Consider the following 24,342-nt stretch of genomic DNA (forward strand, 5'->3'; position numbering starts at 1 on the left):
GATGGTGACCCTGGATCGCGCCGACAGTTCCGTCATCGGCCGCTGGTGGTGGACGGTCGACCGCTGGATGCTGCTGCTGCTCGGCATCATCATGGGCATCGGCGCGATCCTGATCCTGGCCGCCAGCCCGGCCGTGGCCCAGCGCATCCACCTCGGCGAATTCCACTTCATCGAACGCCATCTGATGATGCTGGTGCCGGCCGTGGGGCTGATGTTCCTGGTCTCGCTGATGAGCCCGCCGGCGATCCGCCGCACCGCCGCGATCGTGTTCGTGCTGTCGCTGCTCGGCGTCTTCGCCACGCTGTTCGTCGGGGTCGAGATCAAGGGTGCGACCCGTTGGGTCCAACTGCCCGGCATGTCGGTGCAGCCATCCGAATTCGTCAAGCCGGCCTTCGCCGTGGTCGCCGCCTGGCTGTTCGCGCAGCAGAAGATGCGGCGCGGCTTCCCCGGCTACGTCGCCTCGACCGTGCTGTACTGCATGATCGTCGCGCTGCTGCTGTCGCAGCCCGACCTCGGCATGACCGTGGTGATCACCGCGGTGTGGTTCATCCAGTTCTTCATCGCCGGCCTGCCAATGTTCCTGGTGATCGGGCTGATCGGCATGGGCACCGGCGGCCTGGTCGGGGCCTACTTCCTGTTCGACCATGTGCGCAGCCGCATCGACCGCTTCCTCGACCCCGCGGCGGGCGACAACTACCAGGTCGACCGGGCGATCGAGGCCTTCACCAATGGCGGGCTGTTCGGCACCGGCCCGGGCGAGGGCACGGTCAAGCTGTACCTGCCGGACGCCCATGCCGACTTCATCTTCGCGGTCGGCGGCGAGGAGTTCGGCCTGTTCTTCTGCCTGCTGCTGGTGGCGCTGTTCGCCTTCATCGTGGTCCGCGGCCTGTCGCGGGTGATGAACGAGACCAACCTGTTCATCATGCTGGCGGTTGTCGGGCTGGTCACCCAGTTCGGGCTGCAGGCCGCGATCAACATGGCCTCGACCCTGCACCTGATCCCGACCAAGGGCATGACCCTGCCCTTCGTCAGCTACGGCGGCTCCTCCCTCATCGCGCTCGGCTACGGCATGGGCATGGTGCTGGCGCTGACCCGGCGGCATGCCGGAAGCGGGGGCGTGCGGTGACCAGACTGTCTGGGCCGATCCTCCTGGCCGCCGGCGGGACCGGCGGCCATGTCTTTCCGGCGGAGGCGCTGGCCCGGACCCTGATCGCCCGCGGCCATGAGGTGCGGCTGGCGACCGATCCGCGCGGCCGCGCCTTCGGCGACCGGCTGCCGCAGGTTCCGGTCGACGCCGTGCGCTCCGCCACCGTCGCGCCGGGGCTCACCGGCAAGCTCAAGACCGCGGCGCTGCTCGGCCTCGGCTATCTCGACGCCCGGCGGGTGCTGCGCCGGCACCGGCCCGCGGTGGTGGTGGGCTTCGGCGGCTACCCCTCGGCGCCGACCGTGCTGGCGGCATCGCGCGCCGGCATCCCGGTGCTGCTGCACGAACAGAACGCGCTGCTCGGCCGGGTCAACCGCTGGCTCGCCGCCCGCGCCGCGACCATCGCCACCGGCTTCGCGCTGCAGGGCGCCCAGGGCCAGGACGCCCGCATCGTCGTCACCGGCAACCCGGTGCGGCCGGCGATCGCGGCCAAGCGCGACACCCCGTTCCCGGTGCCGGAAGGGCAGGGGCCGCTGACCCTGCTGGTGCTCGGCGGCAGCCAGGGCGCCCGGGTGTTCAGCGAGCTGATCCCGGCCGCGGTCGCCCTGCTGCCCGAGGGCCTGCGCACCCGGCTGGCGATCGTCCAGCAATGCCGGCCCGAAGACATCGAGGCCTGCCGTGCCCTCTATGGCGCGATCGGGGTCGACGCCACGCTGGCGACCTTCTTCGAGGATGTGCCGGAGCGCCTGGCCGCCGCCCAGCTGGTGATCTGCCGGTCCGGCGCGTCGACCGCGGCGGAGCTTGCGACCATCGGTCGCCCCGCCATCCTGGTGCCCTATCCGTTTGCCATGGACGACCACCAGACCGCCAATGCGCGGGCCATCGCGGGGGTGGGTGCGGGGTGGCTGATGCCGCAATCCGACCTCACCCCGGAAGTGCTGGCATCGCGTCTCGAAGACCTGTACACCCGCCCCTCCGTTCTGGCCGAGGCCGCCGGCGCAGCCCGCGCCGCAGCCCACCCGGACGCCGCCGACCGACTCGCCGATCTGGTCCTTTCCCTCGCGGAAGGCAGGGCCGGCGGCCGTGCGGGAACCACCGCAGGATCCGCTTAGGAGTACCGCCCGATGAGGCAGATGCCGCTCGACATTGGCACGATCCACTTCGTTGGCATCGGTGGCATCGGCATGAGCGGGATCGCGGAGATCCTGCACAATCTGGGCTATGCCGTGCAGGGCACCGACGTGGCCGAGAGCGCCAATGTGCTGCGGCTGCGCAAGGCCGGCATCGACGTCAAGATCGGCCATGCCGCGGCGCATCTGGGCGAGGCCGCGGTGGTCGTGTCCTCCTCGGCGGTGAAGAGCGACAATCCCGAGATCAAAGCCGCCCGCGCCGCCAGCATCCCGGTGGTGCGGCGCGCCGAGATGCTGGCCGAGCTGATGCGGCTGAAATGGTCGATCGCGATCGGCGGCACCCACGGCAAGACCACCACCACCAGCCTGGTGGCGGCGATGATCGACGGCGCCGGCATGGACCCGACCGTGATCAATGGCGGCATCATCAACGCCTATGGCACCAACGCCCGGCTCGGCCAGGGTGACTGGATGGTGGTCGAGGCGGATGAGAGCGACGGCACCTTCACCCGGCTGCCGGCGACCATCGTCGTGGTCACCAACATCGATCCCGAGCATCTCGACTTCTACGGCGATTTCGACTCGGTGAAGGCGGCGTTCGAGCAGTTCGTCACCAACACGCCGTTCTACGGATTCGCCGTCCTATGCATCGACCACCCGGAGGTGCAGGCGCTGATCTCGCGGGTCACCGACCGGCGCATCATCACCTACGGATTCAGCCCGCAGGCCGATGTCCGCGCGATCGACTTTTCGATCGAATCGCGCGGCTCCCGCTTCACCGCCGTCCTCCAGGATCGGCAGTCGGGAAAAAGCCGAATGATACGCGATATTGTGTTGCCAATGCTTGGCGAACACAATATCCAGAACTCATTGGCCGCTATCGCCGTGGCCCATGAGATGGGAATGGACGACGGGCAGATCATCGAATCGCTTGCGCGCTTCAGCGGAGTCAAACGCCGCTTCACCAAGACCGGCGAGTCCGGCGGGGTGACGGTGATCGACGATTACGGCCACCATCCGGTCGAGATCGCCGCGGTGCTGAAGGCGGCCCGTGCCGCAGCCCAGAAGCACAAGGTGATCGCCGTGGTCCAGCCGCACCGCTATTCCCGACTGGCCAGCCTCTTCCAGGAATTCTGCACCTGCTTCAACGACGCCGATGTCGTCGTGGTGGCGGATGTCTACGCCGCCGGCGAAGCGCCGGTCGAAGGCGCCACCCGCTCGGCCCTGGTCGAGGGCCTGCGCGACAGCGGCCACCGCCGCGTCATCCCGCTGCCGGGGCCCGAGGCGCTGCCGCAGTTGGTGCAGGACCTGGCCCAGCCGGGCGACCTCGTGGTCTGCCTCGGCGCCGGCAGCATCACCACCTGGGCCAACGCCCTGCCCGGCGAACTCGACGACCTGCGTGCCAAGCGTGTCGCGGGGGCCGGCCGATGACGAAGACGGTCGCAGTCCTGCATGGCGGCTGGTCGGCGGAGCGCGAGGTCAGCCTCGTCTCCGGCAAGGCTGTCGCTGCGGCGCTGCGCGACCGCGGCCACCGGGTCGACCTGATCGACGTCACGCGCGACCTCGAGGCGCTGCTGCGCGCGCTGCGCCCGGCGCCCGAGGTCGTGTTCAACGCCCTGCACGGCAAGGGCGGCGAGGACGGCACCATCCAGGGCGTGCTCGACATGCTGGGCCTGCCCTACACCCATTCAGGGCTCCGCCCCTCGGCGATCGCCATGTCCAAGCCGGCGACCAAGCAGGTGGTTGCCGCCGTCGGCATCCGCACCGCCCGCGGCGTGGTGGCGACGCCGCAGCAGGTGGTCGAGCGCCATCTGTTCGAGCCGCCCTATGTGGTCAAGCCGGCGGAGGAGGGGTCGAGCGTCGGCGTCCGCATCGTCCGGGCCAACGACAACGCCCCGGCGATCGACCTGGGCGCCTGGCATTTCGGCGACGCGCTGGTCGAGGAGTACATCCCCGGCCGTGAGCTGACCGTGGGCGTGATGGGCGACCGTGCGCTGACCGTGACCGAGATCGCGCACAGCCACGCCTTCTTCGACTACGAGGCCAAGTACACCGAGGGCCACGCCGTCCACACCCTGCCGGCGCGGGTGCCCGACCTGGTCTTCACCGAGGCCATGCGCCAGGCGCTGCTGGCCCACCGCACCCTGGGCTGCCGCGGCATCAGCCGCAGCGACTTCCGCTGGGACGACACCAGGCCGGGCGCCGAGGGGCTGGTCTTCCTCGAGCTGAACACCCAGCCGGGCTTCACCCCGATCTCGCTGGTGCCGGAACAGGCCAAGCATGTCGGCATCGGCTTCGCCGACCTCTGCGAGTGGCTGTTGGGGGAGGCCGCATGCGATCGCTGAGCGCCGAACCCGACGCCGCACGCCGGCGCAGCGGCGGCAGCACCGGCACCTCGGTACGGCGCAAGCCGATGGCGCGCCGCCAGGCCGCGGCGCTGCGCATGGGCGGCATCGCGCTGGGCGGCATCGCTGTGTTCGGCCTGGTGGCGGCGCTGTGGACCAGCGGCACGCTGAGCGCAGCCGGCCAGGGCATCCATGGCGCGGTGATGAATGTGACCGCAGCGGCCGGCTTCTCGGTGCAGGAGGTGCTGGTCGAAGGCCGGCGTTCGGTCGATGGCGGGGTGATCATGGCGGCGCTCGGCGTCGGCCGCGGCGACCCGATCTTCGATCTCGACCCGGCGGCGGCGCAGGCCGCGCTGCTCGAGATTCCCTGGATCCGTTCGGCCAGCGTCGAACGGCGGTTGCCGGACACCATCTTCGTCCGCATCGAGGAGCGGGTGCCGCTGGCGCTGTGGCAGAACAACCAGAAGTTCAGCCTGGTCGACCGCGACGGCCATGTGCTGCCGGTGCAGTCGCTGGCGGATTATCCCGACCTGCCGATGGTGGTCGGTGGCGATGCGGCCGAAACCGCGTCCACGCTGATCGACGGCCTGTCGAAGACGCCGGACATCGCCCGCCGGATCAAGTCGGCGATGCGGGTCGGCGGCCGGCGCTGGGACCTGATGCTCGACAACCACGTCACCGTGAAGCTGCCGGATGGCGACGTCACCGCCGCGCTGGCCCGGCTGGACGAGGCGCAGCGCAAGGATTCGGTGCTGGACCGCGACATCCTGGTGGTCGACCTGCGCATGGCCGACCGCATGGTGATCCAACTGACCCCCGCGGCGGCGGCGCAGCGGCCGCAGCCGAAGGACAAGACATGATGGGCGGGGCGGATGGCTCTCATGGGGTTTAACGCGATGCGTCGCCCCCGCACCCGTGCGCGGGGCTCGATCGTCGCCGCGGTCGACCTCGGCACGACCAAGGTCGTGTGCTTCATCGCCCGGGTCGGCGACGAGGGGCATGCCCAGGTGATCGGCATCGGCCATCAGGCCAGCCGCGGCGTCCGCGCCGGCGCCATCGTCGAGCTCGACGCGGCGGAGAAGACCATCGCGCTTGCGGTGCAGGCGGCCGAGCAGATGTCGGGCGAGACCGTCAACGAGGTGATCGTCAACCTCTCCGGCGGCCATCCGGCGTCGCAGAGCCTGTCGCTGGAGGTGCCGGTCGGCGGCCGCGAGGTTTCCGACAACGACCTGCGCCGCGCGGCGCGGGCCTTCCACGGCAGCGTCGGCACCGATGCCGAGGTGATCCACGCCGTGCCGATCAGCTACGGCCTCGACGACGTCCGCGGCGTGCGCGACCCGCGCGGCATGGTCGGCGAATCCCTCAGCATCGACCTGCACCTGATCACCGCCAATTCCGGCGCGGTGCGCAACCTGACCGCCTGCGTCAACCGCGCCCATCTCGAGGTCGACGGCATGGTGCTGTCGCCCTACGCCTCGGGCCTGGCCTGCCTGGTGCCGGACGAGCGCGACCTGGGCTGCACCGTGATCGACATGGGCGGCGGCACCACCACCCTGGCGGTGTTCATCGAGGGCCGGCTGGTCTTCGCCGACTGCCTGCCGGTCGGCGGCGCCCATGTCACCAACGACATCGCCCGCGGCCTGACCACCCCGGTGGTCCATGCCGAGCGGATGAAGACGCTGTACGGCTCGGCCCTGCCCTCGGTGGCCGACGACCGCGAGGTCATCGACGTGCCCCAGGTCGGCGAGGAAGAGGACAGCCAGCCGACCCATGTGCCGAAGAGCCTGCTGACCGGGATCATCCAGCCGCGCATGGAAGAGATCTTCGAGATGGTGCGCTCGCGGCTCGAGGCCAGCGGCTTCGACAAGGCCTTCGGCCGCCGCGTGGTGCTGACCGGCGGCGCCTCGCAGCTGCAGGGCGCGCGCGAGCTGGCGCAGCTGGTGCTGGACAAGCAGGTCCGCATGGGCCGGCCGCTCGGCCTCGACGGCCTGGCCGAGGCCACGGCGGGCCCGAGCTTTTCGACGGCGACGGGCCTGCTGGCCTACGCCATTTCGGGGCCCGCCGACCTGGTCGGCTCGGGCCCGGGGCTGGAGGATGCCGGTGCCACCGGCGGCGGTTTCTTCAGCCGGATCGGAGGATGGTTCCGTGACAACCTCTGAGCGAAGACCAGTCAACCCGGCGCGCCTGCCCATCCGGGGCGATGCCGGGATCGCGGATCGGGGCGGATGGAAGCGGTCGCAGGGTGAGTAGGGTAGAGTAGGGGAGCATCGACATGATCAATCTCAGCATCCCGCAGGGTGACGTCAGCCTCCAGCCGCGGATCACCGTGGTCGGGGTCGGCGGCGCCGGCGGCAACGCCGTCAACAACATGATCCGGGCCAACCTGGCCGGGGTCGAATTCGTGGTCGCCAACACCGATGCGCAGGCGCTTGCCGGCTCCGCGTCGGAGAAGCGCATCCAGCTCGGCGCCGGGCTGACCCAGGGCCTCGGCGCCGGGTCGCGGCCCGACATCGGCCGGGCCTCGGCCGAGGAGGCGATGGAGCTCATCGTCGCCCATCTCGAAGGCGCGCACATGGTGTTCATCACCGCCGGCATGGGCGGCGGCACCGGCACCGGTGCGGCGCCCGTGATCGCCCGCGCGGCGCGCGAGCAGGGCATCCTGACCGTCGGCGTGGTGACCAAGCCCTTCCACTTCGAGGGCGCGCACCGCATGCGCATGGCCGAGCAGGGGCTGCAGGAGCTGCAGCAGTATGTCGACACCCTGATCATCATCCCGAACCAGAACCTGTTCCGCATCGCCAACGAGAAGACGACCTTCGCGGACGCCTTCAAGATGGCGGACGAGGTGCTGCATTCGGGCGTGCGCGGCGTCACCGACCTGATGGTGCAGCCGGGCCTGATCAATCTCGACTTCGCCGACATCCGCACCGTCATGGCCGAGATGGGCAAGGCGATGATGGGCACCGGCGAGGCCGAGGGCGAGCGCCGCTCGATCAGCGCCGCCGAGGCCGCGATCTCGAACCCGCTGCTCGACGACATCTCGATGAAGGGTGCCAAGGGCGTCCTGATCAACATCACCGGCGGCCTCGACATGACCCTGTACGAGGTCGACGAGGCGACCAACCGGATCCGCGACGAGGTCGACCCCGACGCCAACATCATCTTCGGCTCGACCTTCGACGAGACCATGGAAGGTCGTGTGCGGGTGTCGGTCGTCGCCACCGGCATCGACATGGCGATCAACAGCCAGGGCGCGGGCGCGGCGCGGCCGCAGACCTACGGCACCACCTCGCTGCCCTCGGGCGACCGGGCCCGGCAGCAGCCCGCCCCGGCGCAGCAGCCCACCGCCCCGGCCCGTCCGGCGCCGGTGATGCCGCAGCGCTTCGTCGCCCCGAAGCCGGCGGCGGCGCCGGTGGTCGAGCAGCCCGCCGCGGCCGCCCCGGTCGAGTCGGCGCCGGAGGAGGAATACGAGCACCAGGCCGAGATCGAGGCGGAAGCCGAGATCGAGGCCCCGGAGCCGGTCGCGGTTTCGCAGCAGGTCGCGGCCCGGGCCCCGGGGATGATGGGCGGCGCGCGCGCCGGCCTTGTCGCCCCCCGTCCGGCCATGGCCTCGGCGGCCCGCCCGGCGGCGGCGCCGCAGCCGGTGCCCGAGCCGCAGCCCGTCGCCGCGCCGGATGCCGGTCGCAAGCGCCTGGGCCTGTTCCGTCGCGTGACTGGCCTGCTGCGCGAGGAGGAGCCGGCGCCGGAACTGCACCACGCCCAGCCGACCCTGCGTCAGGAGCCGGCGACGCGCGTCGACCCGCCGCGGGCCCCGGCCCCGGTGGCCGAAGCGCCGCGTCCGGTGGCACAGCAGCGACTGGCGATCGATGCCGGCCGCGCGCCGCTGCCGCGCAGCGACGAGGACGCGTTGGACATCCCGGCCTTCCTGCGCCGCCAGGCGAACTGACGGGCCGACCCTGAACCACCCCACCGGTCGCTTGCTCCCCTTGCGGCCGGTGGGGATGTCATGCCCTGCTTTTGATCCTCAAGCCGCCCGTGCCCCACGGGCGGCCTTTCTTTTGGGCCGCCGCACATGAAGGCCGACGCGTAACAGTCCGAAACAAAGTGTGATTTTTGCTTGCGTGCCCGCCGGGCTAGGGTTCGAACGTCCCGAAAGGGAAGCCCAATCAGCACTTTGTCCCACGAAGTGCATGTACGCGAAGCGAAGGACATCCCATCGTGGCTCATCTCTCGGCGGAATCGGGTGCGGCGACGCAGAAGACGCTGAAGACCGCGATCAAGTGCACCGGCGTCGGCCTGCATGGCGGGCAGGACGTGACCATGGTGCTGCGCCCCGGTGAGGTGAACACCGGCATCGTCTTCGTGCGCACCGATCTGCCCCAGGGCCGCCGCAGCATCACGGCGCGCTGGGACAAGGTCACCGACACCCGGCTGTGCACCCTGATCAGCGGCGCCCAAGGCATCTCGGTCGGCACCATCGAACACCTGATGGCCGCGCTGCGCGGCTGCGGCGTCGACAATGCGGTGGTCGAGCTGAACGGCCCGGAAGTGCCGATCATGGACGGCAGCGCCGCGCCCTTCGTGTTCCTGATCGAATGCGCCGGGCTGGTCAGCCAGGCGGCGCTGCGCCGCAGCATCCGCGTGCTGCGCCCGATCGAGGTCACCGCCGAGGACCGCTGGGCCCGGCTGACCCCGTCGGCCAGCGCGACCTTCAGCTTCGAGATCGACTTCCCGAGCCGGGCGATCGCCCATCAGGAAGGCCTGGTCCGGCTGTCGAACGGCAACTTCAAGACCGAGATCGCCCGCGCCCGCACCTTCGGCTTCGTCCAGGAGGTCGAGGCGCTGCGCCGCCACGGCCTCGCCCGCGGCGGGTCGCTGGAGAACGCGATCGTGGTCAATGGCGACCGGGTGATGAACGCCGAGGGCCTGCGCTACGAGGACGAGTTCGTGCGCCACAAGATCCTCGATTCGATCGGCGACCTCTATCTCGCCGGCGCCCCGATCCTCGGCCACTTCCATGGCTACAAGGCCGGCCACGCGCTGAACAACCAGCTGCTGCGGGCCCTGTTCGCCGACGACACCGCCTGGTGCTACGACACCAGCTTCGGTGCTGAAACCACGGCGGAGCCTTGGGTTCGCCCGGCGCCGGCCGCCGTCCTGCACACCGCCAACGCGGCCTGATCCGATCCTTTGATCGTCGCCATCGCCCCCCGTCGCATCGCGTCGAGGGGCGATGCGCATTTCACCCCCTGGAGAGGCGTCTCGCCATCCGCGTGCCGGGTGGGTATATAGGGGCCCGGACGGACAGAACCGAAGGCGATGATCGAGTGAACAAGCGTCTGCAGTTTCGCCATGTGGTGCGGATCGGGCTCGTCCTGCCGGCCGTTCTTCTCGCTGCCTGCGGCGGCAGCTCGTCGGACAAGGCGGCGCCGGCCGCCGACCAGCCGCCCGAGACCCTCTACTCCGAGGCGCAGCAGGCCTTCGACGACAGCGACTTCAAGACCGCGTCGACCCGCTTCGACGAGGTCGAGCGCCAGCATCCCTATTCCAGCTGGGCGACCAAGGCCCAGCTGATGTCGGCCTATTCCAGCTACAAGCGCGGCGACTATGACGGCGCGACCGTGGCGCTGGACCGCTTCATCAGCCTGCATCCGGGCAGCGAGGAGCTGTCCTACGCCTACTACCTCAAGGCGCTGTGCTATTACGACCGGATCTCGGACGTCGAGCGCGACCAGCGCATCACCCAGCTGGCGACCCAGTCGCTGAACGACGTCATCACCCGCTTCCCGGACAGCGACTACGCCCGTGATTCGAAGCTGAAGCTGGACCTGACCTACGACCAGCTCGCCGGCAAGGACATGTCGATCGGCCGCTTCTACCTGAAGCGCGGCGACTACAACGCGGCGATCAACCGGTTCCGCAGCGTGGTCAAGAACTGGCAGACCACCAGCCAGGTGCCGGAGGCGCTGGAGCGCCTGGTCGAGGCCTATGTCGCGCTCGGCCTGCCCGACGAGGCGCGGCATGTCGCGGCGGTGCTCGGCTACAACTACCCGGGCGACCCCTGGTACCAGGACGCCTACGCGCTCTTGGAGTCCAACGGCGTCCGCCCGCCGGACGACAAGGACCTGTTCGACCGCACCCTCGGCTCGATATTCTGATCCCATGCTAGCCGGGCTTTCGATCAGGAATGTGGTTCTGATCGAACAGCTTTCGCTTGGCTTCGCCGAGGGGCTGTCGGCCCTGACCGGCGAGACCGGCGCGGGCAAGTCGATCCTGCTCGACGCGCTGGGCCTCGCCCTCGGCGGCCGCAGCGATGCCGGCCTGGTGCGGCACGGCGCCGACACCGCGACCGTCAGCGCCGACTTCCAGCTGGATGACGGCCACCCGGTCAAGGCGCTGCTGGCCGAGCAGGACCTGCCGATCGACGACATGCTGGTGCTGCGGCGCAGCGTCGGCGCCGACGGCCGCAGCCGCGCCTATGTCAACGACCAGCCGGTCTCGATCGGCCTGCTGCGCCAGATCGGCGCCGGGCTGGTCGAGGTGCATGGCCAGTTCGAGACCCAGGGGCTGCTCGACCCCAAGACCCATCGCGCGGTGCTCGACACCTATGCCGGGGCCGAGACGCTGGCCACGGCCTGCGCCGCCGCCTGGGACCTCTGGCGCGCCGCCCAGCGGCGGCAGGAGGAGGCGCTGGCCGAGGCCGAGCGCGCCCAGACCGAGGAGGGCTTCCTGCGCCATTCGGTCGAGGAGCTGGAATCGCTGGGGCCGGAAGCGGGCGAGGAGGCACAGCTGGCCGAGCGCCGCGCCCTGCTGCAGCACCGCGAGAAGGTGATGGAGGGCGTCGCCACGGCGCTGTCCGAGCTGTCAGGCGACCGCGGCGCCGAACGGGCGCTGGTGGCGGCGCAGCGGTCGCTGCAGCGCATCGCCGACCGCGCCGGCGGGCGCCTGGACCCGATCCTGGACCAGATCGGCCGCGCTGCCGACGAGGCGGCGGACGCCGCGGCCGCGATCGAACGCTTCTCCGCCGACATCGACCTCGACGCCGGCGAGCTGGAGCGGCTGGAGGACCGGCTGTACGCGCTGCGCACGCTGGCCCGCAAGCATGGGGTGGAGGCCGAGGCCCTGCCCGAGCTGCGCCGGCAGTTCGCCGAACGGCTGGCCCTGGTCGAGGACCGCGCCGCGGTGCTGGCGCGGCTGGCCACCGCGGCGGCCGAGGCCCGCGCCGCCTATGTCGGGGCGGCGGAGGCGCTGGCCAAGGCCCGGCGCAAGGCCGCGTCCAGGCTGGACGCGGCGGTGGCGAAGGAACTGCCGCCGCTGAAGATGGAGCGGGCCCGCTTCGTCACCGCGATCGAGGCGCTGCCGGAGGCCGATTGGGGACCCGCCGGCCTCGACCGCGTCGCCTTCCTGGTGGCGGCCAACCCCGGCAGCCCGCCGGGGCCGATCGGCAAGATCGCCTCGGGCGGCGAACTCGCCCGCTTCATGCTGGCGATCAAGGTGGTGCTGGTGCATCACCGCGGCACGCCCGGCGCCCTGCCGTCGATGATCTTCGACGAGGTCGATGCCGGCATCGGCGGCGCCGTGGCCGACGCGGTGGGCGAAAGGCTGAAGCGGCTGGGCCAGCAGGTCCAGGTCCTGGTCGTCACCCACAGCCCGCAGGTGGCGGCCCGCGCCGACCATCACTGGCGGGTGCAGAAGGCCGACCGGTCCGGCGCCGTGGTCACCGATGTGGTGCCGCTGGCGGCCGAAGACCGGCGCGAGGAGATCGCCCGCATGCTGTCCGGGGCGAAGATCACGGCGGAAGCCCGCGCGGCGGCAGACAGCCTGCTCGCCGCCAGGTCCTGACGGCCGGCGCATCGATCCTCATGGCGAATTGGGCGGCAAACGTTAGAATTCCCGCGCGATTCAGCGGAATCGCACGAGGGAGGCGGGAATGACCGATCAGAACCTGCGCGGCCGGCCGGTCGACGCGCTGACGCCGGAGGAGGCCGCGGCCGAGCTGGCGGCGCTGGCCCAGGAGATCGCAGGCCACGACATCGCCTACCACCAGCACGACGCGCCGACCGTCTCGGACGGCGAATACGACGCGCTGCGCCGGCGCAATGCCGAGATCGAGGCGCAGTACCCGGAGCTGATCCGCCCGGACGGGCCGTCGGCCAAGGTCGGCGCGGCGCCGGGCACCGGTTTCAAGAAGGTCCGCCACGCCATCCCGATGCTGTCGCTGGGCAACGCCTTCGCGCCGGAGGATGTGCACGACTTCCTGGCCTCGGTCCGCTCCTTCATCAAGGAGCTGCGCGATGATCCGGAGATCCCGGTCGCGATCATGGCTGAGCCCAAGATCGACGGCCTGTCCTGCTCGCTGCGCTACGAGAAGGGGCGGCTGGTCCAGGCCGCCACCCGCGGCGACGGCAGCGAGGGCGAGGACGTCACCGCCAACGTCAAGACCATCGACGACGTGCCGCAGAAGCTGAAGGGCACCGCCCCCGACGTGCTGGAGATCCGCGGCGAGGTCTATATGGACCGCAGCGACTTCGCCGCCCTGAACGCCCGCCGGGCCGAGGCGGGCGAACCGATCTTCGCCAACCCGCGCAACGCCGCCGCCGGATCGCTGCGCCAGCTCGACCCCAGCATCACCGCGTCGCGGCCGCTGCGCTTCTTCGGCTATGCCTGGGGTGAGGTGTCGGAGCCGCTGGGCAAGACCATCGTCGAGATCCGCAAGCGCGTCGCCGCCTGGGGCTTCCGCCTGAACGAGCCGTCGCGGCTGTGCCACGGCGCCGAGGAGCTGCTGGCCTATTACGACGAGATCGGCGCGCTCAGGGCCGAACTGCCCTTCGACATCGACGGCGTGGTCTACAAGGTCGACCGGATCGACTGGCAGGAGCGGCTGGGCTTCGTCAGCCGGGCGCCGCGCTGGGCCACCGCGCACAAATTCCCGGCGGAACAGGCACAGACCATCCTGAAGGCGATCGACATCCAGGTCGGCCGCACCGGGTCGCTGACCCCGGTGGCGCGGCTGGAGCCGATCACGGTCGGCGGCGTCGTCGTCTCCAACGCCACGCTGCACAACGAGGACGAGATCCGGCGCAAGGATGTCCGCATCGGCGACACCGTGGTGGTGCAGCGCGCCGGCGACGTGATCCCGCAGATCGTCCGCGTGATCCTGGAGCGCCGCCCCGAAGGGGCGATCGAGTACGTCTTCCCCGAGACCTGCCCGGAATGCGGCAGCCTGGCGGTGCGGGAGGAGGGCGGGGTGATCCGCCGCTGCACCGGCGGGCTGATCTGTCCGGCCCAGGCGGTGGAGCGGCTGCGCCACTTCGTGTCGCGCAACGCCTTCGACATCGAGGGGCTGGGCGACAAGCACATCCGCGCCTTCCACGCCGACGGCATGATCAGGACCCCGGCCGACATCTTCCGGCTGGAGACGCGCGACAAGGAGAGCCTGACGCCGCTGCGCAACCGCGAAGGCTGGGGGCCGAAGAGCGCGCAGAAGCTGTTCGAGGCGATCGAGACCCGGCGCACCATCCCGCTCGACCGCTTCATCTACGCGCTGGGCATCCGCCAGGTCGGCGAGGCCACGGCCAAGCTGCTGGCCCGGCACTATGGCAGCCTGGACGCCTGGCGCGCCGGGATGGAGACGGCGCAGGACCGTGAGAGCGAGGCCTATCGCGACCTGATCGCGATCGACCAGATCGGCGCCTCGGTGGCCGACGACCTGCTGGCCTTCTTCGCCGAGGAGCACAACCGGGTCGTGCTCGACGACCTGATGGCGCAGCTCAAGGTCGAGGATTTCGTGCGGCCGCGCGCGGTCGCCAGCGCGGTGGCCGGCAAGACGGTGGTCTTCACCGGCACGCTGGAGACCCTGACCCGGCCGGAGGCGAAGGCCCGGGCAGAATCCCTCGGCGCCAAGGTCGCCGGCTCGGTCTCCGGCAAGACCGACTACCTCGTGGTCGGCGCCGACGCCGGCTCCAAGGCGGCCAAGGCGCGCGAGCTGGGGGTTACCACGCTGACCGAGCAGGAATGGCTGGGCCTGATCGGCGGGGCGGGGTAGGCGCTTCCCGCCTGTCCGGTCGGAGACAAGGAGAGGGCCTGGGAAGAGGCATCTCCCCAGGCCCGTGAAGTCTACAGATGCTTCCTAGGCGTCGTGTCTGGCCGGGCTCACAGCGAGAAATCACCCGCGACGAGCGCGATCACGCCGGAGAGCTGGATGTTGAAGTCCGCGACGCCGTCGCCGTTGACGTCGCCGGCGACGATGGTGTCGCTGCCGGAGGCGGCGAAGCGCAGCTGGCCCGCCACATTCGTGAACGCGGCCGAGCCGATGAAGGCGAAGGCCTGGTTACCGGCCGCGACGGTGTTGGCGTCGATGGCCGCCAGGTCGATGCGGTCGCCCTGGCTGTGGCTGAAATCGGTGATGACGTCCCGATTCGCGCCGACAGTGGTGTCGCCGACCGCGGTGTACAGGAAGCGGTCCGCGCCGGCGTTGCCGACGAACGTGTCCTTGCCGCTCAGCCCGATCAGCACATTGGCTCCGGCATTGCCGATCAGCAGGTCGTTGAACTGGCTGCCGTTGACGTTCTCGATGCCGAGCAGGATATCGCCCGCGGCGTTGCCGCCGACTCCGATGCCAGAGGTCAGATTCACCGCCACCCCGGCGGCGCTTTCCGTATAGGTGGCGGCATCGACGCCAGCTCCGCCGTCAAGGGTATCGGCCCCGGCGGTGCCGCGCAGGATGTCGTCACCGTTGAGTCCGCGCAACACATTGGCCCCGGCGCTGCCGGTGAGGACGTCGTTGAGATTCGAGCCATCGACGTTCTCGATGCCGAGCAGGACATCGCCCTGGGCGTTGCCGCCGAGACCGGTGCCGGTGGTCAGGTTCACCGCCACGCCGACCGCGCTTTCGGTATAAGTGGCCGTGTCGACGCCGGCGTCGCCGTTGATCGTATCGGCGCCGGCCCCGCCGCGGAGCACGTCGTTGCCGGTCCAGCCGCGCAGCAGGTTGGCCCCGGCATTGCCGGTCAGCGTGTCCGCCAAGGTCGAGCCGATGAGGTTCTCGATGCCGATCAGGGTGTCGCCCTGGGCATTGCCGCCGACACCGGTGCCGGTCAGCAGATCCACCGTGACCCCGGCAGCGCCTTCCGTGTATATCGCGGTGTCGATATCCGCGCCGCCGTTGAGGATGTCGGCCCCGGCGCTGCCGCGCACGTTATCATCGCCGGCCCCGCCCTGGATATTGTCGTTGCCGTCGCCGCCATCGATTGTGTCGACCCCGGCACCGCCGAGGATGGCGTCGTTGCCACCCAGACCATACCCGGTGTCGTCGCCGGCGCCGAGGTCAAGGAAGTTGGTCTCGCCGGACCCGGTGACGATGTCGTTCTCGTCGGTGGCGATGGCGTTCTCGACGCTCGACAGCCAGATCTCGTATCCCGGGAAATTGCTGTCGGTGAAGATGCCGTCCTGCAGGTTGATGGTGGCCGAGAAGCCGACGAAGATCACGGTCGAGGCATCGAAGGTGTCGGTCCCGGCGCCGCCGAAGAAGGCCTCGCCGATGCCGCCATTCCATCCTTGCTCGATGAAGAAGCGGTCGTTGCCGTCATTGCCGTAGACCTGATCCTTGCCGCCGCCCGCGGTCAGCGCGTCGTTGCCGGCCCCGCCCTGGATCAGGTCGTCGCCGTCGCCGCCGCTGATGCCGTCGTTGCCGTCGCCGCCCTGGATGGTGTCATTGCCGCCATTGCCGTAGAGGGAGTTGGCAGCGGCATCGCCGATGATCGTGTCGGCCAGCTGCGTGCCTTTGACGTTCTCGACCCCGGTGATGGTGTAGGGGCCGCCGAAGGTGGCCACGAAGTCGTAGGTCCCGGCGGCAAGGTTCACGGTCGACCCGCGCGACGTGACGTTGCTGAGGTCGAGCGTGTCGCCCCCGGCGCCGCCGGTGGTGTTGTCGCCGAACTCGCCCTCGCGGACGATGAAGGTGTCGTTACCGTCGCCGCCATTGACGGTGTCGGTGGAGAAGCCGCCCTCGATCACATCGTTGCCGGCCCCGCCATTGACCACGTCGATGCCGAGCCCGCCCAACAGGGTGTCGTTGCCGTCACCGCCGTTGATGGTGTCGTTGCCGCTGTTGCCGTTGATGGTGTCGGCGCCGGCATTGCCGTTCAGGACATTGTCGACGGCATTGCCCTGGATGGTGTCGTTGCCGCTGCCGCCGTTGGCGTTCTCGATGTATGATCGGGAATCCCCGTTGAACAACAGCGCGTTGAAGATGTTGCCGCGGGCATAGCCCCCGTTCGGTCCGCCGCCGAGATAGGCGAGCTGGGCCGACGAGAACACGGAATAGCCGCCCGGATTCAGGTCCAGGGTCAGATTGGTGGAGTAGTTCGACAGGTCGTAGGTGTCGACGCCGCCGCCATCCCAGATCGTCGCGAAGATGCGGTTGCCGCCCGGATCGATGGCGATGTTGCCGTTGACGAAGGTCGTGCCGTCGGTCGGGCTCCAGGTATAGGTGGTGTTGCCACTGTTGGTGGTGAAATCCGCGCCGTACATGTATTGCAGCGCGGCGATGTCCAGCATCATGAAGGTCTGGGGCGCCCCCCAGGTCTCGTAGTTGTAGCCGCTGGTGTCGTCGCCGATGAAGGTGCGGTACGTCATCACCGAGAATTCGATCGAGTCGACATTGCTCGGCAGGGCGCCGTAGACCCCGGTCTCCTGGCCGTGCTTGAGACCCAGCGCGTGGCCGAGCTCATGGATCACGGTGTGCCAGTCGTAGTTGCCGGCGGTCGGCGCGTCGCCGCTCGGCCCGAAGAACGCGTCGCCGCCATAGACCTGGTTGGCCGGATAATAGGCATAGGCCGTGCTGGGATTGGTGGTGTTGACGACGCGGATCGTGCCGGCCCCCGAACCGCTGCCGGCATAGTCGATGCCGAGATTGGTGAAGCCTTCGACGCCGAAGCCGGAGGCGCCGACCGGCTGCGTGAAGATCGCGGAATTGAGCGCGAAATGGACGGCGATCATCTGCTGCGCCGTCATCTGATGGAAGCCGCTGAACGCCTCCGGATGGCCGGCCTGGTAATCCGAGACCGCGTCCGGATCGCTGTAGGTGATGAAGCCGTCCGACCAGCGGACGCCGGCCAGGATGCCGTCGATGTTCTGGTTGCCGGACGCGGCCACCGCCGCAGTGGTGTCGGCCGAGCCGTTCTCCTCCGGCCGCGGCGCGCCCGAAACAGTGCCCGAAGCGGGAGCGTGGACCACGAACCCGTCGGACCGGTCGCCGATCGCTGCGCGATTGGCGTCCGCCAGCGCGCCGCTCTGGCCGGCCAGGACCGCATCCAGGCGGTACACGTCGGCAAATGAATGGTGGAACAGCAGGTCGTTCGACAATTTCCGCATCGACGACCACGCCATCGGATCGGCGAGTAGATCATCGTCGGATGACAACAGGCCGTATTTGACGATGCCTGACGAACTCATATCGGGTCTCCCCTACATGGTGAAGATCCGCAACCTTTGAGTGAAAATCCGCGACTTCTTGTTGATTGGTTATTGGTTGGTTGAAGGCCTGATCGTTCAGGGCCCGAACACGGCGTTCCCTTGCGCGTTTCAGTCCGGATTGGGCATATCGGAGTATTATGCCGCGAACATGCTGCAACCCCGCCCTGGTGCGTAAGATTGTTCCCGCCAGTCCTATTTCATCATAAGGTGTCCTAAGACAAACGGACTTTTCCTATCCATTAATTATAGATTAATTATTTTTAATGTCAATATGGTGTTTAAAAACCCAGATCGGAAATCGTATGGCAAATCGAGGATCGATGGCGAACGGATGATGATTTAAGCCCTTAGGATTTGCTTTCGAGTGAACCCATGGATTCGCCATATTCCTGTGGGAAAAAGAGCTGCTATCGCCCTGCCGTCTTTGCGGTGCATCAGCGTCTCTGCGCGCCTGCAGAAGGAGCCGGGACCGATGAACGTCCGGATCTGCCCCTCCATTTGCCTTGCATTGTGCGTGCTGTTCGCGGCGCCGCCGTGGTGGGCGCAGGGGGCCGTCGCTCCCAGGGACCGCGGCGCCCCGCAGCTTCGGGAGGAGGGGAGGATGGTGGCACAGGCCGGCATGGCGCGACCGCCGGACGACGAGGCGGTTCTCGCCCAGGAGTTTCGGGGGGCGGTCGGCGACGGCTCGAACGCGGCGCTGATCCGCTTCATCGCGCGGCATCCGAGAACTGCCCTGGCGGATGAAGCGTGGCGCCGGCTGGAGCAGCGGCCCGCGCCGGACGCGCGCCCCCTGGCCAACGATCCGGACGCCGCGGTCTATGCCGCGTTCGACGCCGCCCGCCGCACCGGCACGGCCGAGGCCTATCGCGACTTCGCCCGGGCCTACGCCAACCATCCGCTCGCCGCCGAAGCGACCCGGCTGGCGTCGCCGTAGCGGGCCCGGCACGCTCGGCTGTAGAATGACAGGATGCCAGGCGTCTTCTGCGTAACCTCTCCCGCAAGCGGGAGAGGTTACGCGCGCGGCATGCAGGATCCGAGGCGTCATCCGCCTCGGATCCTGCGCTGAACCCGGCTCGCCCGGCCAGACATGTCCTTGCGGCAATGCGGTATGATCGCTAAGATATTAACAAAATTTCGTGGGTTCGTATTCTTTGGCGAATATTGGGTTCGATCGAATATCACGCGGAATATTTGTGTTTTCTTTCGGGGGCGTCGATGTATCGGAAAGCCTTCCCACTCTTTCGGGGTGCCGGGACGAACGGGGCGTTGGCCGCGCTGGTCCTGCTGGGGGCGCTTGCGGCGGGAATGCCTCTGGGGCGCGCCGCGATGCAGGACGATGTCGACACCGCCCTCAGCATCGCCGAATTCCTGCGCGGCGCCCGCACCGTGATCTCGGCCGGCCAGGCCCGGATCAACGACCCCGCTGTGGGGGACAAGGGGCTGAGCGGGGATGTCGTCGTCGACCAGGCGATCCAGAACGTGATCAAGGCGACCGGCGCCGACCCGCGTCAGGTCGATGCCGGGTCCGAGAAGGGCCGCCTGCTGGCTGCCATGGCGCTCGCGGTCAAGGAGGTCATGGATGCGAACCAGCCGCTGATCAACCAGCAGGGCACCGGGTTCAAGGGCTTCGTGCCCGCCGTGTTCGCCCGGCTGGTGACCGAGCAGTTCCGCCGCGATCAGAGCGGCCGGGCCGAGATCAAGGTGACGGCGCCGCCGGAGCTGGTGCGCAACCGCAGGGCCTCGCCCGACGCGTTCGAGACCGACATCATCCGCCGCAAGTTCCAGTCGCCCGACTGGGTCAAGGACAGCATCTACTCCGAGGCGACCACGGTGGCCGGCCGCCCGGCCACCCGCGTGCTGGTGCCGGAATACTACGGCGCCGGCTGCCTGGCCTGTCACGGGTCGCCCAAGGGCGAGATCGACATCACCGGCTATCCCAAGGAGGGCGCCAGCCAGGGCGACCTCGGCGGCGTCATCAGCATCACCCTGTTCGATTGATCTGAACCACCGGATCGACGCCGCCGTCGCACGCGACCCGGGTTTTGCAGGAGCGTCATGTCGCAGTTTTCGATCCGCGCGCGCCTCGTCTTCCTGGCGATCCTGCTGCTGGCGATCCTCACCGTCTCGACCCTCTATCTGACCCGCCAGGTGTCGACCGGGGCCGCGGCGCTGGCCGAGGAGGCGCGGCTGGTCACCGTGCTGAAGACCGCGAACAAGACGGCCAAGGACTTCGGCGACCTCAAATACTGGCTCACCGACCTCGCCGTCAGCCTGCTGGTGCGGTCGGAGCAGAACGCCAACGCCGCGCGCGACCTGCTGACGGCCGATCTCGCCGCCCTGGCACCCTATGATCCCGAGGGCGTGCGGGCGATCCAGGCCGAGATCGGGGCGCTGATGGACCAGGCGCTCAAGGCCGTCGACGCCTACACCAACGAACAGCGGGTGGTCGGCAACGCGCTGATGGCGCAGACCCGCAGCCACATCCAGGCCATCGACGCGACCCTGGCGCAGACCGTCGAGCGGCTGGAGGGCGAGGCGGTCGCCAAGCGCGACGCGGCGGCGCGCGACGCCGAGGCGGCTGTCCGGCTGTCGCTGATCACCGGCATCCTCGCCTTCCTCCTGGCCGCGGCGCTGACCGCGGTCATCCTGCGCTCGATCATCCGGCCGCTGCGCCGGCTCGAAGGCGCCATGGCGGCGATCACCGGCGGCCGGCTCGACGAGCCGCTGCCGCCGGCCGGGCGCGACGAGATCGGCGCCATGACCCGCACCCTCGGCCTGCTGCGCCAGAGCCTGATCGAGCGCGAGCAGCTGGAGCGGGAACGCCGGGACGCCGAGGCCGAGGCGCAGCGGGCGCAGCGCCGGCTCGGCGAGGCGATCGAGACCATCTCCGAAGGCTTCGCCCTCTACGATGCCGAGGACCGGCTGGTGATCTGCAACAGCCGCTACCGCGAGATGTACACCGGGCTCGATGTCGAAATCCGGCCGGGCGTGACCTATGAGGCGGTGATCCGCGCGGCGGCCCAGGCCGGGGTGATCCCGGACGCCGCCGACCGGCTCGACGCCTGGCTGGCGGCGCGGCTCGACCGCCACCACCATCCGGGCGGCGCCTATGAGCAGAAGCGGTCCGGCGGCCGCTGGCTGAAGATCAGCGAGCGCGCGACCGCCGATGGCGGCTGCGTCGGCGTGTTCACCGACATCACCGAGCTGAAGGCGCGGGAGGCGCAGCTCGGCGAGCTGGTCGACCGGCTGGCCGACGCCCGCGACCAGGCCACCCAGGCGACGGTGGCGAAGAGCAGCTTCCTGGCCAATATGAGCCATGAGCTGCGGACCCCGCTCAACGCCGTCATCGGCCTGGCCGAGATGCTCGCCGAGGACGCCGCCGACCAGGCGCTGGAGGAGTTCCGCGAGCCGCTCGACCGCATCCTGCGCGCCGGGCGGCACCTCCTGGCCCTGATCAACGACGTCCTCGACCTGTCGAAGATCGAGGCCGGCCGGCTCGACCTGCATGACGAGGAGGTCGACCTCGCCGGGCTGGTCGCCGACGCGGTCGGCGCGGCCCAGCCGCTGGCCGCCCGCAACGACAACCGCCTGCTGGTGGAGCGGCCGGCCGATCTCGGCGCCATATGGGCCGACGCCACCCGGCTGCGGCAGATCATCCTCAACCTGCTCAGCAACGCCTGCAAGTTCACCAAAGCGGGGACGGTGACGCTGGCGGTGGCGCGCGAGCCGGCGGCGGAGGGCGACTGGATTCGCTTCCGCGTCTCCGACACCGGCATCGGCATGACCGCGGAGCAGCTCGGCCGGCTGTTCCAGGAGTTCATGCAGGCCGACAGCTCGACCACCCGGAAATACGGCGGCACCGGGCTGGGGCTGGCGATCAGCCAGCGGCTCGCGGCGCTGATGGGCGGCGCCATCACGGTCGAGAGCGAGCCGGGCGTCGGCACCAGCTTCACCGTCCGCCTGCCCGCCGGCGGCCCCGGATCGGCCGAGGCATCGGCGGTGTTCGCCCCGACCGGCGTCGCCGACGCCATACGGGCCTTGCCGCACCGCGGCGCCGACCGGGTCCTGGTGGTCGACGACGACGCCACGGTGCGCGACCTGATGCGCCGCTTCCTCAGCCGCGAGGGCTTCGACGTCATCACCGCCGAAAGCGGGGCCGAGGGGCTTGTGGCCGCCCGCACCCTACGCCCTTCGGTCATCACCCTCGACGTGCTGATGCCCGGAATGGACGGGTGGAGCATGCTGGAGGCGATGAAATCCGATCCGGAACTGGCGGCGATCCCGGTGATCATGGTCACGATCCTCGACGAGAAGCAGAAGGGCTTTGCCCTCGGGGCGTCCGGCTATCTCAACAAGCCGATCGACCGCGGCCGCCTCGCGGCGATCCTCGCCCGGTTCCGGTCGACGGCGTCGACGCGCCGGGCGCTGGTGGTCGAGGACGATGTCGCGACCCGCGAGATGATGCGCCGCCTGCTGGTCGGCGAGGGCTGGGAGGTCGCCGAGGCGGGCAACGGCCGGGAGGCGCTGCAGCGGCTGGGCCGCGAGCGGCCGGACCTCATCCTGCTCGACCTGATGATGCCGGAGATGGACGGCTTCGAATTCCTGGCCGAATGCCGCAAGGTGCCGGAATATAGCGGCATCCCGGTCATCATCGTCACCGCGGCCGACCTGACCGACCATGACCGGCGCCGGCTGAACGGCGGCGTCGAGCATGTGCTGCAGAAGGCCGCCTTCGAGCAGGAAGACCTGCTGGCGCAGATCCGCCAGCTCGTCGGCCGCTACGCCACCGCGACGGCCGCTCCGGAGCGACTGCCATGACCAGGATCCTCTATGTCGAGGACAATGAGGACAATGTCTACATGCTGGCCGCCCGCCTGAAGCGACGCGGCTTCGAGATCGTCGTGGCCGGCGACGGGCAGGCGGGGATCGAGGCGGCGCGGCGTGAGGCCCCGGCCCTGATCCTGATGGATCTCAGCCTGCCGGTGATCGACGGCTGGGAGGCGACCCGCCGGCTCAAAGCCGCGCCCGAGACCCGCAGCATCCCGGTGATCGCGCTGTCGGCCCACGCCATGGCGGGCGACCGCGAGAAGGCCCTCGCGGCGGGCTGCGACGACTACGACACCAAGCCGGTCGACCTGGCGCGGCTGCTGCAGAAGATCGAGGCCCTGCTGGGCAAGGCGCGGGACGATGGCTGACCCGGCGCCCGCCATCCTCATCGTCGACGACGACGAGACCAATCGCTACACCCTGGCCCGCCGCCTGCGGCGCCAGGGCTATGAGAACCTGACCGAGGCGGCGGACGGCGCCGCGGCGCTGGCGCTGCTGCGGACCCGGCCGTTCGACCTGGTGCTGCTCGACGTGATGATGCCGGGCATGGACGGCTACGAGGTGCTGCAGACGCTGAAATCCGACACGGCGCTGCGCGACATCCCGGTGGTGATGATCTCCGCGCTCGATGCCGTCGACAGCGTGGTGCGCTGCATCGAGCTGGGGGCGGAGGACTACCTGCCCAAGCCGTTCAACCCCGTCCTGCTGCGGGCCCGGGTCGGCGCGTCGCTGGACAAGAAGCGGCTGCGCGACCAGGAGGCGGCCCATCTCGGGCAGATCGAGCGCGAGAGGGAGCGCAGCGACCAGCTGCTCCGCGCCATCCTGCCGCCCGGCGCCATCAGCGAGCTGAAGGCGACCGACGAGGTCAAGCCGCGGCGCTACGAGGACGTGGCGGTGCTGTTCTGCGACATCGTCGGCTTCACCGCCTATTGCGACCGCAACCCGCCGGAACAGGTGGTGGCCGAGCTGCAGGCGCTGGTGGAGACCTTCGAACAGATCGTCGCCCGCCACGGGCTGGAGAAGATCAAGACCATCGGCGATGCGCTGCTGGCGACGGCGGGGTTGCTGCAGCAGGTCGAGGATCCGCTGCTGGCGGGCATCCGCTGCGGCCTCGACCTGGTGGCGACGGCCCGGCAGGCGAAGCCCGGCTGGGGCGTCCGCGTCGGCATCCACCACGGCCCGGTGGTCGCGGGCGTGATCGGCAAGCGGCAGTTCCTGTTCGATCTCTGGGGCGACACGGTGAACACGGCCGCGCGGGTCACCGCCTGCGCCGGCGTCAACGCGGTGTTCATCAGCGAGCCCCTGTGGTCCGGCATCCGCGACCGCTGCCGCGCCCGCAGCCAGGGCTTCTTCGAGCTCAAGGGCAAAGGCCGGCTCGAACTGGTCGAGTGCGACGGGGTCGATTGAGGCCCGCGGGGCG

The 24,342-nt window shown here is 69.7% G+C and carries 17 protein-coding genes; 16 read left to right on the plus strand and 1 reads right to left on the minus strand.

All coding sequences use genetic code 11. The annotated features are described in order from the left end of the window. Nucleotide 1: 1 nt before the first annotated feature. The 11 genes from E9232_RS02540 to ligA all read left to right on the plus strand — a co-directional run bounded on the left by E9232_RS02540 (nucleotide 2) and on the right by ligA (nucleotide 14,664). A complete protein-coding gene (locus E9232_RS02540) occupies nucleotides 2-1,126 on the plus strand; it encodes an FtsW/RodA/SpoVE family cell cycle protein (RefSeq protein ID WP_309791938.1) in 1,125 nt (374 codons plus the stop codon). Further along, the gene (gene murG, locus E9232_RS02545) at nucleotides 1,123-2,256 is read left to right on the plus strand and encodes an undecaprenyldiphospho-muramoylpentapeptide beta-N-acetylglucosaminyltransferase (RefSeq protein WP_309791939.1); all 1,134 of its coding nucleotides are present in this window, start codon (nucleotides 1,123-1,125) and stop codon (nucleotides 2,254-2,256) included. Before E9232_RS02540 ends, murG begins: the two co-directional genes overlap by 4 nt. 12 nt (nucleotides 2,257-2,268) lie before the next feature. Further along, the gene (gene murC, locus E9232_RS02550) at nucleotides 2,269-3,705 is read left to right on the plus strand and encodes a UDP-N-acetylmuramate--L-alanine ligase (RefSeq protein WP_309791940.1); all 1,437 of its coding nucleotides are present in this window, start codon (nucleotides 2,269-2,271) and stop codon (nucleotides 3,703-3,705) included. Then, a complete protein-coding gene (locus tag E9232_RS02555; protein WP_309791942.1) occupies nucleotides 3,702-4,619 on the plus strand; it encodes a D-alanine--D-alanine ligase in 918 nt (305 codons plus the stop codon). Before murC ends, E9232_RS02555 begins: the two co-directional genes overlap by 4 nt. Then, nucleotides 4,607-5,479: a cell division protein FtsQ/DivIB gene (locus E9232_RS02560; RefSeq protein ID WP_309791943.1), complete on the plus strand. Its 873-nt coding sequence runs from the start codon at nucleotides 4,607-4,609 to the stop codon at nucleotides 5,477-5,479. Before E9232_RS02555 ends, E9232_RS02560 begins: the two co-directional genes overlap by 13 nt. A 36-nt stretch (nucleotides 5,480-5,515) precedes the next feature. Continuing rightward, the gene (gene ftsA, locus E9232_RS02565) at nucleotides 5,516-6,778 is read left to right on the plus strand and encodes a cell division protein FtsA (protein ID WP_309791944.1); all 1,263 of its coding nucleotides are present in this window, start codon (nucleotides 5,516-5,518) and stop codon (nucleotides 6,776-6,778) included. Between the two features lie 113 nt (nucleotides 6,779-6,891). Beyond that, complete coding sequence (gene ftsZ, locus E9232_RS02570; protein ID WP_309791945.1) at nucleotides 6,892-8,565, plus strand: cell division protein FtsZ; 1,674 nt, start codon at nucleotides 6,892-6,894, stop codon at nucleotides 8,563-8,565. A 272-nt stretch (nucleotides 8,566-8,837) separates the two neighbouring features. Further along, the gene (gene lpxC, locus E9232_RS02575) at nucleotides 8,838-9,800 is read left to right on the plus strand and encodes a UDP-3-O-acyl-N-acetylglucosamine deacetylase (RefSeq protein WP_309791946.1); all 963 of its coding nucleotides are present in this window, start codon (nucleotides 8,838-8,840) and stop codon (nucleotides 9,798-9,800) included. Nucleotides 9,801-9,946: 146 nt separating this feature from the next. Further along, nucleotides 9,947-10,777: an outer membrane protein assembly factor BamD gene (locus tag E9232_RS02580; RefSeq protein ID WP_309791948.1), complete on the plus strand. Its 831-nt coding sequence runs from the start codon at nucleotides 9,947-9,949 to the stop codon at nucleotides 10,775-10,777. A 4-nt stretch (nucleotides 10,778-10,781) separates the two neighbouring features. Then, nucleotides 10,782-12,461 (plus strand): DNA repair protein RecN, encoded by a 1,680-nt coding sequence (gene recN, locus E9232_RS02585; protein ID WP_309791949.1) that lies wholly within the window; start codon nucleotides 10,782-10,784, stop codon nucleotides 12,459-12,461. Nucleotides 12,462-12,549: 88 nt separating this feature from the next. Next, nucleotides 12,550-14,664, plus strand: coding sequence for an NAD-dependent DNA ligase LigA (gene ligA / locus E9232_RS02590; RefSeq protein WP_309791950.1), 2,115 nt, complete (start codon nucleotides 12,550-12,552; stop codon nucleotides 14,662-14,664). A 107-nt stretch (nucleotides 14,665-14,771) separates the two neighbouring features. Here the strand turns inward: ligA and E9232_RS02595 are convergent, their stop codons facing one another. After that, nucleotides 14,772-18,074 carry a M10 family metallopeptidase C-terminal domain-containing protein gene (locus E9232_RS02595; RefSeq protein WP_309791951.1) on the minus strand — a complete coding sequence of 1,101 codons (3,303 nt, stop codon included), beginning with the start codon at nucleotides 18,072-18,074 and terminating at the stop codon, nucleotides 14,772-14,774. A gap of 622 nt (nucleotides 18,075-18,696) precedes the next feature. Between E9232_RS02595 and E9232_RS02600 the strand changes: the two genes are divergently transcribed. The 5 genes from E9232_RS02600 to E9232_RS02620 all read left to right on the plus strand — a co-directional run bounded on the left by E9232_RS02600 (nucleotide 18,697) and on the right by E9232_RS02620 (nucleotide 24,329). Further along, nucleotides 18,697-19,029 carry a hypothetical protein gene (locus tag E9232_RS02600; RefSeq protein ID WP_309791953.1) on the plus strand — a complete coding sequence of 111 codons (333 nt, stop codon included), beginning with the start codon at nucleotides 18,697-18,699 and terminating at the stop codon, nucleotides 19,027-19,029. Nucleotides 19,030-19,361: 332 nt separating this feature from the next. Continuing rightward, nucleotides 19,362-20,093, plus strand: coding sequence for a Tll0287-like domain-containing protein (locus E9232_RS02605; RefSeq protein WP_309791954.1), 732 nt, complete (start codon nucleotides 19,362-19,364; stop codon nucleotides 20,091-20,093). 57 nt (nucleotides 20,094-20,150) lie between these two features. Then, nucleotides 20,151-22,913 (plus strand): response regulator, encoded by a 2,763-nt coding sequence (locus E9232_RS02610; RefSeq protein WP_309791955.1) that lies wholly within the window; start codon nucleotides 20,151-20,153, stop codon nucleotides 22,911-22,913. Continuing rightward, nucleotides 22,910-23,290: a response regulator gene (locus E9232_RS02615; RefSeq protein ID WP_309791956.1), complete on the plus strand. Its 381-nt coding sequence runs from the start codon at nucleotides 22,910-22,912 to the stop codon at nucleotides 23,288-23,290. The genes E9232_RS02610 and E9232_RS02615 overlap by 4 nt, the downstream gene beginning before the upstream one ends. Then, complete coding sequence (locus E9232_RS02620) at nucleotides 23,283-24,329, plus strand: adenylate/guanylate cyclase domain-containing protein (protein WP_309791957.1); 1,047 nt, start codon at nucleotides 23,283-23,285, stop codon at nucleotides 24,327-24,329. Before E9232_RS02615 ends, E9232_RS02620 begins: the two co-directional genes overlap by 8 nt. Nucleotides 24,330-24,342: the final 13 nt, after the last annotated feature.

This window comes from Inquilinus ginsengisoli (genome assembly GCF_031453975.1).
Classification (GTDB): Bacteria; Pseudomonadota; Alphaproteobacteria; order DSM-16000; family Inquilinaceae; genus Inquilinus; species Inquilinus ginsengisoli_A.

Bases quoted from the DNA above. Each gene is read 5' to 3' on its own strand.
- ligA (WP_309791950.1), top strand. From the start codon at position 12,550: ATGACCGATCAGAACCTGCGCGGCCGGCCGGTCGACGCGCTGACGCCG.
- recN (WP_309791949.1), top strand. From the start codon at position 10,782: ATGCTAGCCGGGCTTTCGATCAGGAATGTGGTTCTGATCGAACAGCTT.
- E9232_RS02620 (WP_309791957.1), top strand. From the start codon at position 23,283: ATGGCTGACCCGGCGCCCGCCATCCTCATCGTCGACGACGACGAGACC.
- E9232_RS02615 (WP_309791956.1), top strand. From the start codon at position 22,910: ATGACCAGGATCCTCTATGTCGAGGACAATGAGGACAATGTCTACATG.
- E9232_RS02600 (WP_309791953.1), top strand. From the start codon at position 18,697: ATGGTGGCACAGGCCGGCATGGCGCGACCGCCGGACGACGAGGCGGTT.
- ftsA (WP_309791944.1), top strand. From the start codon at position 5,516: ATGCGTCGCCCCCGCACCCGTGCGCGGGGCTCGATCGTCGCCGCGGTC.
- ftsZ (WP_309791945.1), top strand. From the start codon at position 6,892: ATGATCAATCTCAGCATCCCGCAGGGTGACGTCAGCCTCCAGCCGCGG.
- E9232_RS02595 (WP_309791951.1), bottom strand. From the start codon at position 18,074: ATGAGTTCGTCAGGCATCGTCAAATACGGCCTGTTGTCATCCGACGAT.
- E9232_RS02555 (WP_309791942.1), top strand. From the start codon at position 3,702: ATGACGAAGACGGTCGCAGTCCTGCATGGCGGCTGGTCGGCGGAGCGC.
- E9232_RS02540 (WP_309791938.1), top strand. From the start codon at position 2: ATGGTGACCCTGGATCGCGCCGACAGTTCCGTCATCGGCCGCTGGTGG.
- E9232_RS02560 (WP_309791943.1), top strand. From the start codon at position 4,607: ATGCGATCGCTGAGCGCCGAACCCGACGCCGCACGCCGGCGCAGCGGC.
- E9232_RS02610 (WP_309791955.1), top strand. From the start codon at position 20,151: ATGTCGCAGTTTTCGATCCGCGCGCGCCTCGTCTTCCTGGCGATCCTG.
- murC (WP_309791940.1), top strand. From the start codon at position 2,269: ATGAGGCAGATGCCGCTCGACATTGGCACGATCCACTTCGTTGGCATC.